Annotated in this window: 15 protein-coding genes; 7 read left to right on the top strand and 8 right to left on the bottom strand. The window is 42.7% G+C overall.

From position 1 onward, the window contains the following. The first annotated feature begins 2 nt into the window (after window positions 1–2). The 3 genes from HMO_RS0104780 (at window position 3) to HMO_RS0104770 (ending at window position 3,494) form a co-directional block, all read left to right on the top strand. Window positions 3–1,496 (top strand): AMP nucleosidase, encoded by a 1,494-nt coding sequence (locus HMO_RS0104780; RefSeq protein WP_010299361.1) that lies wholly within the window; start codon window positions 3–5, stop codon window positions 1,494–1,496. 76 nt (window positions 1,497–1,572) lie between these two features. Then, entirely contained in the window at window positions 1,573–1,908 is a 336-nt protein-coding gene (locus HMO_RS13820; protein WP_010299358.1) for a rhodanese-like domain-containing protein, read from the top strand. A 164-nt stretch (window positions 1,909–2,072) separates the two neighbouring features. Further along, entirely contained in the window at window positions 2,073–3,494 is a 1,422-nt protein-coding gene (locus HMO_RS0104770) for a patatin-like phospholipase family protein (RefSeq protein WP_029448436.1), read from the top strand. A 171-nt stretch (window positions 3,495–3,665) separates the two neighbouring features. On the opposite strand, the gene HMO_RS0104765 is transcribed toward HMO_RS0104770, so the two are convergent. The 8 genes from HMO_RS0104765 to tsaB all read right to left on the bottom strand — a co-directional run bounded on the left by HMO_RS0104765 (window position 3,666) and on the right by tsaB (window position 9,544). Further along, entirely contained in the window at window positions 3,666–4,550 is an 885-nt protein-coding gene (locus tag HMO_RS0104765; RefSeq protein ID WP_010299350.1) for a hemolysin family protein, read from the bottom strand. Between the two features lie 2 nt (window positions 4,551–4,552). Next, a complete protein-coding gene (gene ybeY, locus HMO_RS0104760; RefSeq protein ID WP_010299347.1) occupies window positions 4,553–5,056 on the bottom strand; it encodes an rRNA maturation RNase YbeY in 504 nt (167 codons plus the stop codon). Continuing rightward, entirely contained in the window at window positions 5,040–6,056 is a 1,017-nt protein-coding gene (locus tag HMO_RS0104755) for a PhoH family protein (protein ID WP_010299344.1), read from the bottom strand. Before HMO_RS0104755 ends, ybeY begins: the two co-directional genes overlap by 17 nt. 54 nt (window positions 6,057–6,110) lie before the next feature. Beyond that, window positions 6,111–7,478: a tRNA (N6-isopentenyl adenosine(37)-C2)-methylthiotransferase MiaB gene (gene miaB, locus HMO_RS0104750; protein ID WP_010299341.1), complete on the bottom strand. Its 1,368-nt coding sequence runs from the start codon at window positions 7,476–7,478 to the stop codon at window positions 6,111–6,113. 2 nt (window positions 7,479–7,480) lie between these two features. Continuing rightward, complete coding sequence (locus HMO_RS0104745) at window positions 7,481–7,912, bottom strand: Fur family transcriptional regulator (RefSeq protein WP_010299338.1); 432 nt, start codon at window positions 7,910–7,912, stop codon at window positions 7,481–7,483. A 4-nt stretch (window positions 7,913–7,916) separates the two neighbouring features. Further along, window positions 7,917–8,375, bottom strand: coding sequence for a Ros/MucR family transcriptional regulator (locus tag HMO_RS0104740; RefSeq protein WP_010299336.1), 459 nt, complete (start codon window positions 8,373–8,375; stop codon window positions 7,917–7,919). 96 nt (window positions 8,376–8,471) lie between these two features. Beyond that, window positions 8,472–8,906: a GNAT family N-acetyltransferase gene (locus HMO_RS13815; RefSeq protein WP_010299333.1), complete on the bottom strand. Its 435-nt coding sequence runs from the start codon at window positions 8,904–8,906 to the stop codon at window positions 8,472–8,474. After that, window positions 8,903–9,544 carry a tRNA (adenosine(37)-N6)-threonylcarbamoyltransferase complex dimerization subunit type 1 TsaB gene (gene tsaB, locus HMO_RS15475; RefSeq protein ID WP_100070056.1) on the bottom strand — a complete coding sequence of 214 codons (642 nt, stop codon included), beginning with the start codon at window positions 9,542–9,544 and terminating at the stop codon, window positions 8,903–8,905. Before tsaB ends, HMO_RS13815 begins: the two co-directional genes overlap by 4 nt. A 13-nt stretch (window positions 9,545–9,557) precedes the next feature. On the opposite strand from tsaB, the gene ddpX reads away from it, so the two are divergent. The 4 genes from ddpX (at window position 9,558) to HMO_RS0104710 (ending at window position 13,096) form a co-directional block, all read left to right on the top strand. Beyond that, window positions 9,558–10,088 (top strand): D-alanyl-D-alanine dipeptidase, encoded by a 531-nt coding sequence (gene ddpX / locus HMO_RS0104725; protein WP_010299324.1) that lies wholly within the window; start codon window positions 9,558–9,560, stop codon window positions 10,086–10,088. 105 nt (window positions 10,089–10,193) lie between these two features. After that, a complete protein-coding gene (locus HMO_RS0104720) occupies window positions 10,194–10,511 on the top strand; it encodes an ATPase inhibitor subunit zeta (protein WP_010299321.1) in 318 nt (105 codons plus the stop codon). Window positions 10,512–10,907: 396 nt separating this feature from the next. Beyond that, complete coding sequence (locus HMO_RS0104715; RefSeq protein ID WP_029448426.1) at window positions 10,908–12,179, top strand: hypothetical protein; 1,272 nt, start codon at window positions 10,908–10,910, stop codon at window positions 12,177–12,179. A gap of 320 nt (window positions 12,180–12,499) precedes the next feature. Next, complete coding sequence (locus tag HMO_RS0104710) at window positions 12,500–13,096, top strand: hypothetical protein (protein ID WP_010299312.1); 597 nt, start codon at window positions 12,500–12,502, stop codon at window positions 13,094–13,096. The last annotated feature ends 118 nt before the right edge of the window (window positions 13,097–13,214 follow it).

Here is a 13,214-nt window from a genome sequence, read left to right as displayed (position 1 = left end):
TAGTGCTGGACAAACTCCATCAGAGCCATTTACCTTTTTATGCTGTCAGCAACTTGCAAACTTTTACCGATGCAGAAGCTGCCTTAAGGTATATTAAAGAAATATATGATACAAATATTGACAAAATTCGGACAGCTTTCTCTCATTTCCTTAATTCTCCGGATAGTGAAGAAAAATTCCCCAAAATTGCTGAGGCTAATTACCCGTTTATTGGCATCAAGGTTAACCGCAAAGATCTTAACCTAGATGGCCGTTTATCCTACGGCATTGTCAGTGAACCCGGCGTTTATGGGGGGACGTTAACAAGGCCGGATATATTTTATAATTATTATCTTGAACAGATTTCTCTACTCATTGAACGTCATAAAGTTCCTGTGTATGTTGGTAATAGCTCTTGGCCAATTCCGCTACCATTTGCTATTGATACATTTTCAGAAGCGAAAACACCGCAAACAATTGATCTGAGTGAATTGTGGCAAATTGATTCAGGCTTTGTCCTCCCTAATCTAACTAATATTGATGATGACATCGCAAACTGTACCTATAAACCACAGCATTCAATTAAACCTATCAGCATTTTTACCGGAGAACGCGTCGACTATTCGCTGCATCGGCTCCATCATTATACAGGGACAAGTCCTGAGCACTTTCAGGGATTTATTCTTTTAACCAACTACCAACGTTATGCCGACGAATTTATCAAGTTTGGCTTAAAGGCTATTCAGGAAGACGCCGAATATACTGACCTCATCTTGCCTGGGGGTATCTCATGCCGAAAAGAGTCTGACCTTCCACCTAATCTTTCCCTACCGCAGATGCCAGCTTACCATCTTAAACGTCACGATGGTATGGGAATTACCTTTATCAACATTGGCGTTGGGCCAAGTAATGCTAAAAATATTACCGACCACTTAGCCGTCTTAAGACCTCATTGTTGGCTGATGGTAGGCCACTGTGCGGGCTTAAGACAAACACAGTTTCTAGGGGATTATGTTTTAGCGCATGGATATGTGCGCGATGATAATGTTCTTGACCTTGATTTGCCCCAATGGGTTCCTGTTCCTCCTATTGCTGAGGTACAGGTCGCACTTCAGGAAGCAGCTCAAGCGATCTGTCACCAAAAAGGCCGAGATATCAAGCATAGCATGCGAACCGGAACGGTTATCTCGACCGATGATCGCAATTGGGAACTAAGAACAAAGCAACTTTATGAGGAATTCAAGCAGAGCCGTGCGATTGCGCTTGATATGGAATCAGCGACTGTGGCTGCTAATGGATTCCGTTTCCGCGTTCCCTATGGAACACTCTTATGCGTCTCAGACAAGCCCATACATGGTGAATTGAAACTAAGAGGCATGGCGAACCAGTTTTATCGAGATCGGGTTAAGCAGCACCTTCAAGTGGGTCTGGAGACCATGCGTATTTTAAGACAAAAAGGTGTTGATGATCTCCATTCACGTAAACTAAGAGGCTTTGATGAACCCCCTTTTAGATAAGTTAGTGAAATGTAAGTCGTATTAAAGAAATATATTTATGCTTTGTCAAGCATCCATAATGAGTAAGGAGTAAATAATGTCATCTGTTGTGCCTACCATTAATGTACAGACTTTAGATCAATGGCTAAAGGAAGAGAATGTGCTTCTGATTGATGTCCGTGAGAAGCATGAATTTAACGAAGCAGCTATTCCAGGAGCCATATTAATGCCTTTAAGCCAGTTTCAGAGCAGTGATATTCCACATGAGAATAATCGGAAAATAGTCTTTCAATGCAGGTCTGGCCAACGCAGCGCCAAAGCTTGCTTTCTCTTTCATCAAGATTATCCAGAGGTGAAGGCCTATAACCTTGAGGGGGGCATCCTTGCTTGGAATGCTGCTGGTTTTTCCATATATTCTCCTCTGGCGGAGTGAAATCTAACCTTTCCACTTTTAGAGCCACCCTTAAAATCATTTGACAATTACTTAAAATTTTAGATAAATTCTTTGTAAAGTAATTAATGGTAACTTAACCAACGCGCACTAATAATTATCTAACAAAATTGCTTAGGTTATTATCGCAGCATAGGAGGGAGAAAATGCCTATGTCTAGAGTTGCACGCTGTTTTTCAATTATATTAATGGGTTTCCTTTCGGCGGCCCCTATTATGGGAGGAAGTTCAAAAGTTAGCGCCCAAGATACTCCCTCCGCATTAGCTGACTATCACCCCGCACGGCTCACATTAGAAATTGATGAAAAGACCTTAAGTGATCCTCGCAGTTTAGAACAGATTGCTCAACTGATTAGCCAGCTTAAGACTCCTTTTAAAATAGAGCATGATTTACCTGCTATACAGCAACAGCTCGCTAAGAAAATGTCTCAAAAAATTTACTCTTATGCGACTCAGTTTACTAAGTCTCTTCAAACAGAAGAGCATGAGCGAAAATTTAGAATCCTAAGCCTTGATGGCGGCGGCATCCGGGGATTCTTGACCTGCTTATTTTTATCTCATCTTACCCATATTACCGGCAAACCTGTTCATGAGTTATTTGACATGATTATTGCCACGTCAACGGGAGCTTTGATTGCGGCCGGATTAGCCATCGAAAAACCCACTGATCAAAAAATAGATATCCCTAATTCAGAACTGATGCTCTATACGGATAGCATCCCTTCACCTTATTATACGCCGGAAGAATTGGCCACCTTTTATTTATCGGATGGGCCTCAGATATTTTCAGGAGGCTCATGGTTTTCTGGATGGTCTGGTCCCCAATACTCTGATGCCAATCTGACAAAGGTTCTAAATAAATTTTTTGGCAATAAAACTCTTAAGGATTTAAACTTACCGGTTTTCTTGACAGCTTATGACCTTCCTAAGCGTAAGATAATTACTTATTCTTCAGTCAACCAACAATTCAGTGAAGATAAAAATGCTTTTCTGTGTCAGGTTTTACGAGGCTGTGTTGCCGCTGAAACTATTTTTGCACCCATTAAGATTATGGATAAGATTGTTGCGGATGCAGGAGTTTTATTAAATAATCCAGCCTCGTTGGGACTTGCTAAATCTGCTAAGCATTTTAGAGTACACCCTGGTAATGTTATCCTATTTTCGTCTGGCTGCGGTCATTGTATTGACCCCAAAGGGCTTGAGACCTATCAACGGATGGGAATCAAAGAGTGGGCAACTGAGCTCCTTGATACCATGTTTGATGGCCAAGTAACCCATAGCTGCATCAATGAGTTCCACAAAGCCACCCTACAGCCCTATTTATATACCCGAATTAATCCTGAATTAAATGTACGAAATATGAAAACAGATTTAACGACAACAGAGAACTTTAAAGCTCTTCTCGAGGCAGCAAAAGCTGAAATTAAGAGAAGAGAGGGCGATTTTAAAAAGATAGGTGAAGCCTTAGCTCAAAGTGCCTCCCTCTCGTCATCTGCGTGGAAGCCTACCCTCTCCCACCTATTAATCGCTCGTCATCTGCGTGGAAGCCTACCCTCTCCCACCTATTAATCGCCTCACCCCAGCGCGAATTATCTGCTGATATTATTGACTCAGAAACCCTCGACAATAATCTCAGGATTAATGCAGACGTACCAACCGCCTCTTTCGCTTCTGCAATGATTGAGGTCCCAGAGCTGCTGACGACCTCTGAGAAGTCACCTAGCCCCCGCTAGTAGCGGTTTACACGGCCCGGCGAATCTTTACGCGTTTTACGCGCCGTGGATCTGCATCTATAACCTCAAATTGGACAGGAGCCTCCGGATGCTTAATAAGCTCACCACGGATAGGAACATGGCCGGCAATAGAGGAAACCAAGCCACCAATGGTTTCCACATCATCTTCAAGATCTTCGACCATAAGAGTTAACCCCATGGTTTCTTCGAGTTCTTCTAAGGTATGGCGGCCATCTGCTATAATAGTTCCATCTTCTCGGGCATCTAGGTCTTTGGCTTGACCATCTTGATCATCTTGAATATCGCCGACGATCTCTTCAACAACGGTTGTTAAGGTCACTAAGCCGTCAACGCCACCATGCTCATCTACAACAATAGCCAAACGTGAAGATTTTTCACGCAGTTTAATCATTAAATCCAACGCCCGCATGGCAGGGGAAATGAAAAGCACCTCTTTCATCAGAGATTTTAGATTTAGTTTTTTACCTGAAGCTTTCCAGGAAAGGACATCTTGAACATGAACTACCCCTAAAACTTCATCTAATGTATTCCGGTAAACTGGTATACGTTGTAGCCGGGAGCGTATAAATGTTGCCAGTAATTCATCTTCAGACACATCTATTGGTATGGCAATAATATCCACGCGGGGAATCATTACATCTGCAGCAGTTAATTCTGTAAAACTAACAAGATTACCTAAGAGTTCGCGCTCACTTGAAGCCATAGGTTGATGGCCATCTTCTCGACGCTCATCAATAAATTCTCCCAGCGTCTCTCTAAGATTGGTTTGGTCTTGAACTTCTTTAGCTCGTTTCTTCCTATTGAGAAATCTTTTGGCTGTTCCACACAATCGACTCAATAGCGACGCTTCAGGTTCTGCTGAGCTTGGCATAATTACTCCTTATATGGGTTAGAAATAGATTGTTTCTTTAAAATGTCAATCTCTAAGGATTCCATCGCTTCTGCTTCTGCGTCAGTTTCATGATCATATCCTATTAGATGTAGTAAACCGTGAACGACAAGGTGGCTCACGTGATGATCAAATACCTTGTTTTGGTCAATTGCTTCTTGCTCAATCGTCTCATAAGCAAGGGCTATGTCTCCTAGAATTAAAGGTAGATCTGGGGGCATTAATTTTGAACTGATATCATCCAGCGCCGGAAAAGAAAGAACATTTGTCGGTTTATCTTTCCCCCGATACTGGCGGTTCAGCTCCTGGATTTCTGCATTGTCGGTAAGCTTGATATTAACTTCGACGGGGCGCGGCCAGTCAAACTCATCAAGTACAGCTTGCGCCAAATGAGCAATATACGGCTCCCAATCTGTAGTCTTTGCCTTCCATGATGCAGCGTCTATAATAATGTGACAAATATGAGAATGGCTACTTTGATCGTTCATGTGATTTAACATGGGATGAGGTATTGTGCATAACATCACTAGCATAAGCTTTCACAATGCTTGAGACTAAATGATGTCTTACCACATCTTTTTCATCAAATTCAATAAATTTTATACCTTCGACATTTTTTAGGATGCGCACAGCTTCCCATAAACCTGAAGTGATGCCACCCGGCAAATCTATCTGAGTTAAATCACCCGTAATAACCATACGTGAGTTTGGTCCGAGACGAGTTAGAAACATTTTCATTTGTGCCGACGTCGTATTTTGCGCTTCGTCAAGGATAACAAACGCATTTGAAAGCGTTCTTCCCCGCATAAAAGCAAGAGGGGCCACTTCAATTTCACCATTAGCCAGGCGCTTCTGCACTTGATCGCCCGGCAACATATCATGAAGAGCATCATAAAGCGGCCGCAAATAAGGATCAACTTTTTCGCGCATATCTCCCGGCAAGAAACCCAGGCGTTCACCGGCTTCTACAGCAGGTCGGGAAAGAACAATTCTTTCGACCATACCGGATAAAAGCATTGAAACACCGACAGCTACCGCCAGATAGGTTTTTCCTGTTCCTGCCGGCCCTAAACCAAAGACCAGATCATGGGCTTTTAAGGCTTGCATATACTCGGCTTGGTGGTTTGATCTCGGGAATACCATCCGCCGTTTTGTCGCAATTGACATCTCATCTTGATTACCGCTCTGTGAGCTCTCAGCAGACAATGACGCAGTCGCCGTTGCCATCCGCACGGCCGACTCGACTTCTTCCGTATCTACGGAAAATCCTTTTACAAGCTGAGAATATAGATATCGAATTGCGGCCTTCGCATAGGAGGCTTCTGGTTCTGAGCCAGTGATCACAATGTTATTGCCTCTTAAGGCAACAGAGACGCCGAGACGCTGCTCTATGCGGCTTAAATGACGGTCATGGGGCCCTACCAGAGCTGATAACAATGTGTTATCAGAAAACTCTAAATGCAGCTTGTGCTGGTTTTCTTTACTCAATCAATCCTCGTCCATTATAAAGCTTCAGAAGAGTCATTCTACCTGATTACATTATTATGAGACCAGACGAACACTCCCCCTTACCCCATTAGCATGACCCGAATCTATGACTACGTCAACTATCTGGCCTAGCAAGCGCTCATTTCCCTCAATAGTTATGGATTGCATATAAGGCGTACGGCCCGTGAGCTGACCATCATAACGACCTTTACGTTCCATTAATACTTTCATTACTTTACCAACACTAGCCTGATTGAAGGCCAATTGATGCTCATTCAATACAGCTTGCAGCTGTTGTAGTCTGTCTGACTTAACGTCCTCGGGCAACTGAAGCTCCATCAAGCCAGCGGGCGTACCAGGCCGAATACTGTATTTAAAAGAATAAGCTTGGGCATATCGGACTTGGCGTACTAGGTCCAAAGTTTGCTCAAAGTCTTTTTCTGATTCACCTGGAAAACCAACAATAAAATCTGATGACAAAGCTATATCAGGACGGGCTTGGCGTAATTTCTCAAGTATTTCTAAATAGCTTTCACGTGTATGTTTACGGTTCATGGCTTCTAAGACGCGGTTAGATCCGGCCTGAACGGGCAAATGCAAATAAGGCATCAATTGCGGCACATCCCGATGAGCGTCTATTAAATCTTGATCCATATCGCTGGGGTGAGAGGTTGTATAACGAATTCTTTCAATTCCCTCAACTTCCGCTATTTCACGAATCAGGCGCCCCAGCCCCCATTCGCTGTGCCCTACCGGGGGAAGACCATGATAGGCATTAACATTTTGCCCTAATAGGGTGATTTCTTTTGCACCCAAGCGTGCTAGATGCTTTGCTTCCTCTATAACATCAGCCACGGGGCGGGAAAATTCGGCCCCACGGGTATAAGGCACCACACAATAAGTACAGAATTTATCACATCCTTCTTGAATGGTCAGAAAAGCTGCTGCTCGGCTGACTTCTGTTTGAGGTAAGGTGTCAAACTTACTTTCTATTGGAAAATCAGTATCAACAACTCCGACCCCTCTTCCGATTTTTCCTTCCTTGGCATCTTTAGCTCTTTTGGCACGGGCGACCATTTCTGGAAGGCGATGATAGGCTTGCGGACCGAAAACAATATCAACATAAGGAGCCTGACGCATAATCTCAGCGCCTTCCGCTTGGGCGACACACCCTCCAACAGCAATAATCATATCCTCATTTTCTTGACGTCGCTCATCACGACGATCGCGCAACCGGCCCAGATCAGAATACATTTTCTGTTCAGCCTTTTCGCGAATATGGCAGGTATTCAAAATTGCTAAATCGGCATCGTCTGGATTCTCTGTTAAGGTAAATCCCATGGGCGAGAGAGTATCTGCAATCCGTTCAGAGTCATAGACGTTCATTTGACAACCGTATGTCTTAATGAATAACTTTTGCATAATTATTTTTTCTCTTCTTTAATTGGAATTGCATATAATTCAAGACGATGATCAACAAGTTCATATCCATAGGCGGCCGCAATTTTACGTTGCAGCGCTTCTATCTCGCTGCTACAGAACTCAATAACTTTTCCTGTATAGATATCGATAAGATGATCATGGTGTTCTTCTGATATTTCTTCATATCGTGAACGACCATCCATAAATTCGTGGCGCTCTATAATCCCGGCCTCTTCTAGTAAGCGCACAGTCCTGTAGACTGTTGCTAAACTAATATTAGCATCAATAGCTTGACAGCGAATTAAAAGCTGAGCCACATCTGGATGATCATTAGAGTAGGACAATACTCGGGCTATGACACGACGTTGTTCGGTCATTCTTAAGCCTTTTTGAAGGCATAGCTGTTCAACCCGAGATTGTACTTGATTAGGCATACGCTTATGCGGCAGACATTAAGGAAGGCTTACGCTTTTTAGGGGTATTACCCAATCCGGTATCTTTAGCAATGCTGCTGCGGCGTTTTGAATAGTTAGGAGCAACGGTAGGATAATCTGCAGGAAGCCCCCAGCGCTTTTTATACTCCTCAATTGTCATGCCAAAAGCTGTCTTCAAATGACGCTTAAGCACTTGCAATTGGCGCCCATCTTCTAGGCAAACGATATAATCGGGTTGCACAGATTCTTCTATGGGAACTGCAGGAGCGGTGGTTGCCATTTGCGGTTGGCGGCTGCCTTCTGTGGTTAATCCAACAAGAGCTGCATAAACAGTTTTAATTAATTCAGGAATCTCTAAAGCTTCGGTTTCCTTTGTTGACAAATGTGCGGCAACAATGGCGGTAGTAAATTCAAGTATATCACGAGCGTCTGAATGGAGCTCTGCATGTACTGTTGTGGACATGTTATTTCCCATAAATAATAAAGTTGAAAATTATAAGCAGTGAAACTGCTCTAAGTCAATGCAATCAAATCTTCTTTAATCATATTTGTCAATATTTTATTTTACACGTCCTCGACTCATAAGAATTGCAGTAGCAGTTTCTCCTTGAGAATTAATATAATAACTTTCTCTACGGCCATATTTTTTGAAATCTAATTGCTCATAAAGCTGAATAGCAGCAAAATTATTTTCATTTACCTCTAAAAAAAATTTTTCGACTTTTTGTTTAAAAAAATAATTAAAACAGTCTTGGAGAAGTTTTTTACCGCGACCTTGACGCCGAAATTGAGGTCGAGTGGCAAAAGTTAAAATTTCCCCTTCATCAGCAATTATTGAAAACAAAACGAAACACGCAAAGTCTTGATCCCTAAATCCATAGACAACGGGTAATTGCAATAACGCCTGAAAAGAGTCTTCAGACCAAGCGGGGTCAACACTTTCTAAGTGGATCTGCGCTAGCTCCGGCGCAGCCGTGCTATCGATAGCAATCATGGCTTATCCTCTAGCTGTATCTGCATGAATGTTTTCTTTTTTGCAAAGTCAGGATTACGAAGATAGTAAGGTTCTAAGCTTACCGCCAGCGAAGCCTCAGGCAGGCGTGCATGATATGCTATTAACTCACTGGCAAGCGGTGCTTGAGGGACTATACTCTTAATACCTGGAACAACCTCGGCGGTAATAATTGTCCGGCATTGTGAAAGGTGATGAAGCTGCTCCCATTCCATAACTTGAACTTTATTGTCCATTTTCACGAAATAGTCATTCCGCTTAGAATCAACAGCGGCTACGGCATCCGGCATCATCGATAAAAGCAAATCGAGTAGATTGGGGGCAAAAACGCGGCAATTAGTCGCAATCTGCAAGCCTTGGGCGGTTGCCAGCCCCAGACGAATCCCGGTAAATGATCCCGGTCCTGTCAGCACACAAATCAGATCCACATCCCGAAGTTTATAACCATATTTTTGCAACAAAGCCGCCATCTCTGGCACTAGAATAACGGACTGGACGCCACTTCCCCCTTGAGGCAAGCACTTCACCTCAACTTTGCCTGCAATTGAAACAGCAATAGAATCTTGATTCCCTGTTGTATCAAAACTGAGGATTATGTTAGGTTGGCCTTGAAAAGTCATAACAGGATCTTTCATGTCACTTATAGAAATTACAGAAGCTTCTCATAATATAATTCTTGATATGAGATATGCAACAATGAATAATTTCACTGGCAAGCAAATCTATGATTGCCAGCGTTGCTTTTTGTGGCCAGAAGCTTTGTACCATCTAGAGAAAGCGATCGACCTTGCCGCCCAGCTGGGATTGAGATTCAAGATTCTGGATGCATATCGTCCGCAATATGCGCAAGAACGGCTTTGGCAAGTCTGCCCTAATCCCGATTACATAACGCCGCCTGAGCGGGGCTCTAACCACACCCGTGGCATTGCGGTCGACTTAACTTTAATAACTCCAGATGGCCAAGAATTGGATATGGGCACAGCTTTTGATAGTTTTGAGCCTGCCTCCCATCATGGTGCCATCTCTTTAAGCAGAACTGCAGCTCAAAACCGTTATACTTTGCTGGGGATTATGATGAGTGCTGGCTGGGATTTATATCCTACTGAATGGTGGCATTATCAATTATTCAATCCACATCAGTTTGACCTTATCTCCTCACGCTAAACTTTCCTGACTTCCTCTTCTGCCTTGTTTAACACTTTTTTAAGATCTGAAGCTTATGCTTAATCTTAAGGGTGCTAAAACATTTTATGAGAGTGAGGGGCAAACATGACAACCGTTCATCTTAACACCATCCATGAAAGAGAAGAAGAGTTACGCATTGCCCAAAAAGAGCGCAATGAGTTTGAGCTTCTCGCCAAACGTGATCAAATGGTGGCAAAATGGGCGGCAGGAATTTTTGGCTATCACGGTGAAGACGCTAAACGATACATTCGCGACGTTATTATAGCTGACCTAGAAGAGCCAGGTGATGAAGATATCATTCGAAAACTGATCACCGATTTTGATGATCACGGTATCGCGATTAGTCGCCAAGAAATAGAAAAACAGCTCTTAATTGCTGAGCAAGCTTTAAGAACTCGATAAGACTCCTTAAGAATGGGCAGTAATAGCATGGGCCCTTGCTTTATAAAGACTCAGGTTATCCCTAAAGGCATGATTTGAGGTCGGTTGCTGAGACAAATAACTAGGTTTTTTAGCATTTATATTTTAAGCAGCTATCGTTCCTCTTATAAATGAGTATTCTTTTTATTCTCACCTTTTACTCCAGCTTAATATAGGATACAATGAAATTAGAAAACTGAAAGTTCAGCAGAATTTTATACTATAAAAATAAAATAATTAAGTATTTTTATACTAAATCCAAGCATTTATTTGCTGTAACAAAAATAGTTATCTAACTAAGAAATCTATATATTTTAGGTGGCATAAACCTTTATATATAATAAAATGTATCCAATTAATAAAAGAGCAAAAACATTCATGAACCAAATACCTCGATTTTTAACCATCTTACTGATTAGCACTGTAACGTTTGCCGGTGATGCTCCTACACATTCCTTTAATAGAAATGAGCCCGCTTCTACAAAAATGGCAATACCTACACTACACTCTTTAAAAAATGAGAACCCTTCAATTACTCCGGTTGGAACACCGCCTTCGTCACAGCTCTCCATAAATGAAGAAACAACCGTGAAAGAAGTCGCCACCGATATTATAGATATTTTAACCGGCCAACTGCGTCCAAGCCAAGAAATTGAGATTGCAAAACAGAGCATAGAACGGCTCATTACTCAGGATTTGCACTTTAGTCAGAACCAAACTATCGTTGCCCGGGCCGGCGGAGAACGCTTCTCAACCACCGTACAAGGGTTTGCTATATCTTTGGTTTGCAGCTCCGCTGCCTCAATTGATACTTACATTAAGGATACAATGAAGTATTTCTTTGCCCCTGGATCTATTGATATTGGCGCCCATGGCGTTAAGTATGTTAAGGTTAAGTGTGTTGACCTGGATCCTGATGCGGAATTTCCTGAAAAAACTTTAATTATCCAAGTGGTGAGCTTAACTCCTCAGAACACAGCTCTATCCCTTTCCAGGCCAGCGATTTCCCATGCTTCAACTTCGGCTTCAAGAACTCGTCCGGCAAGAATAGCCAAGGCTCCTGCTAGTGGCAGTGACATTATCGCTAGCTCTAAACAGAACATGTGGGATAAAGCCAGGACTAAGAGCTCCTCAGATTTGAAAGATACAGGCTCACCAAAAAAATCCAAATCTGCCATCTTTGGACGACGTACAGCAAGTAAGGATAGCCCAAAACCCGACAAATTAATAAGTTCTCTGCCTGATCGAAATAATATTCAACGGACACCCAGCTCGCCGCGATTAATGTCTTCTCTAGACGGGCCCAATAAAACAGACGCCGTTACAGCGCTCGACAGTCCAAAAAGCCCTCCTAAGGGCGGTTTCTTCAGCCGACTTTTAATCCGAAGTGGCTCAAAAGAGACAGCGACTCCTGTTCCAAGCGTGACCACTTCACCAAGTCGTCGCCGAGCAGCTTCCGAATCTAGTGGCACAAAAAGCCAAATTAGGGGCCAAAACTCAACTGATGGCTCAAGTTCTTCGATATTTAAGAGCACCGCGACTTCGCCTAAATCTCCCCGATCCGACTTAAGTTCGCCTAGATCGGCTACGCAAAAGCCGACCGTTAATCCAGATGTTCTCGACCAATTGCGAAAGCGTCACAACGGATAAGCCCTGGCATTTTTATAAGCTCTCACAGATTAGCTAGGAGAGACTCTGATCTCCTTTATACTCTGCCGTTAACGGCAGAGTTTTTCTTATCTCAGTTGAACATTGTATTTTCCTTTATCCCAATTAAAGATTAGAACTCTTCCCCCTTTACTTAGGTCCCCAATCTTACAATTATCTATCTTTTGTTTTTAATTTTATTTAAATTTTATATAGTAGCCAATATTTCTTGCTCAAAGCTGCGCGCGGCAGAGAAATACTGAGGACTATTAAGAGTATGCTTATTGCTTCGATCACTAATCGGTTTTTAAACAGGAGCATTTATGAAATTATTATTAAACTTAGCACTGCTTACATTTACCATTGCGTCCGGCCAAACGTCAGAAACTGGCCCCTTTTCCTCTGCTGATACTGCTACCATTAGAAATCTGCAGACTCAAGCTTTAGAGCAGGAATGTTTACAATCAGAGTCAAGTTATCCTCCGCTGCGAAAGCGACATAAACGTCATCCTAGTGAAGCTATATTTCTTACTTCTGAAGTCTTTTATCCGGATCACTCGAATGAGGAGAACATAGGTAATCCAGGTTATGCTTCTCAGGCGCATCATTATACGTCCTCTCTGAGAACGATCACCAAAACGTGCTTTAAGGTGACCTTTGGTAGTGTTGCCATCGTTCTTGGCGGCGCGGCTGGAGGAATAGCCGGCTTAGCCGCCACCCCTGTGATGAGTGCAAAATATGCGCTTTTTGGGTCTAACCTTTACCTGATTGATGGGACAAATAGAAATAATTCGTGCAAATATCTGCTTGCGCTCTTAGTAAGCGCTCCCTTTATCTCTGCTTATAAAGCCGGTGTCTATTGCTATAGTTGGGTCGACGGTGCTGTTGAATTTACCGACCAATTAATAGCGCTGCTCTAAGCAGCTTAAAGAAGATAAAAGCTTTACTGCCTCTATTTTAATAGAAGCACGCTAAAGCACTTTTATGGACAAGGGAGAAGAAAGATCTCCCTTCTTTATTCTGCTGTGCCGCTCTCTA

The sequence above is a fragment of the Candidatus Odyssella thessalonicensis L13 genome (genome assembly GCF_000190415.1).
In the GTDB taxonomy this organism is placed as follows: domain Bacteria; phylum Pseudomonadota; class Alphaproteobacteria; order Paracaedibacterales; family Paracaedibacteraceae; genus Paracaedibacter; species Paracaedibacter thessalonicensis.
This window is presented reverse-complemented; position numbering and strand designations above follow the sequence as displayed.

Excerpts from the sequence above, each read along its gene's own strand:
- HMO_RS0104740 (WP_010299336.1), bottom strand. The coding sequence starts at position 8,375 with ATGTCCACAACAGTACATGCAGAGCTCCATTCAGACGCTCGTGATATA.
- ddpX (WP_010299324.1), top strand. The coding sequence starts at position 9,558 with ATGTCACTTATAGAAATTACAGAAGCTTCTCATAATATAATTCTTGAT.
- HMO_RS0104765 (WP_010299350.1), bottom strand. The coding sequence starts at position 4,550 with ATGCCAAGCTCAGCAGAACCTGAAGCGTCGCTATTGAGTCGATTGTGT.
- HMO_RS13820 (WP_010299358.1), top strand. The coding sequence starts at position 1,573 with ATGTCATCTGTTGTGCCTACCATTAATGTACAGACTTTAGATCAATGG.
- HMO_RS0104770 (WP_029448436.1), top strand. The coding sequence starts at position 2,073 with ATGCCTATGTCTAGAGTTGCACGCTGTTTTTCAATTATATTAATGGGT.
- tsaB (WP_100070056.1), bottom strand. The coding sequence starts at position 9,544 with ATGACTTTTCAAGGCCAACCTAACATAATCCTCAGTTTTGATACAACA.
- HMO_RS0104715 (WP_029448426.1), top strand. The coding sequence starts at position 10,908 with ATGAACCAAATACCTCGATTTTTAACCATCTTACTGATTAGCACTGTA.
- HMO_RS0104710 (WP_010299312.1), top strand. The coding sequence starts at position 12,500 with ATGAAATTATTATTAAACTTAGCACTGCTTACATTTACCATTGCGTCC.
- ybeY (WP_010299347.1), bottom strand. The coding sequence starts at position 5,056 with ATGAACGATCAAAGTAGCCATTCTCATATTTGTCACATTATTATAGAC.
- miaB (WP_010299341.1), bottom strand. The coding sequence starts at position 7,478 with ATGCAAAAGTTATTCATTAAGACATACGGTTGTCAAATGAACGTCTAT.
- HMO_RS0104720 (WP_010299321.1), top strand. The coding sequence starts at position 10,194 with ATGACAACCGTTCATCTTAACACCATCCATGAAAGAGAAGAAGAGTTA.
- HMO_RS13815 (WP_010299333.1), bottom strand. The coding sequence starts at position 8,906 with ATGATTGCTATCGATAGCACGGCTGCGCCGGAGCTAGCGCAGATCCAC.
- HMO_RS0104745 (WP_010299338.1), bottom strand. The coding sequence starts at position 7,912 with ATGCCTAATCAAGTACAATCTCGGGTTGAACAGCTATGCCTTCAAAAA.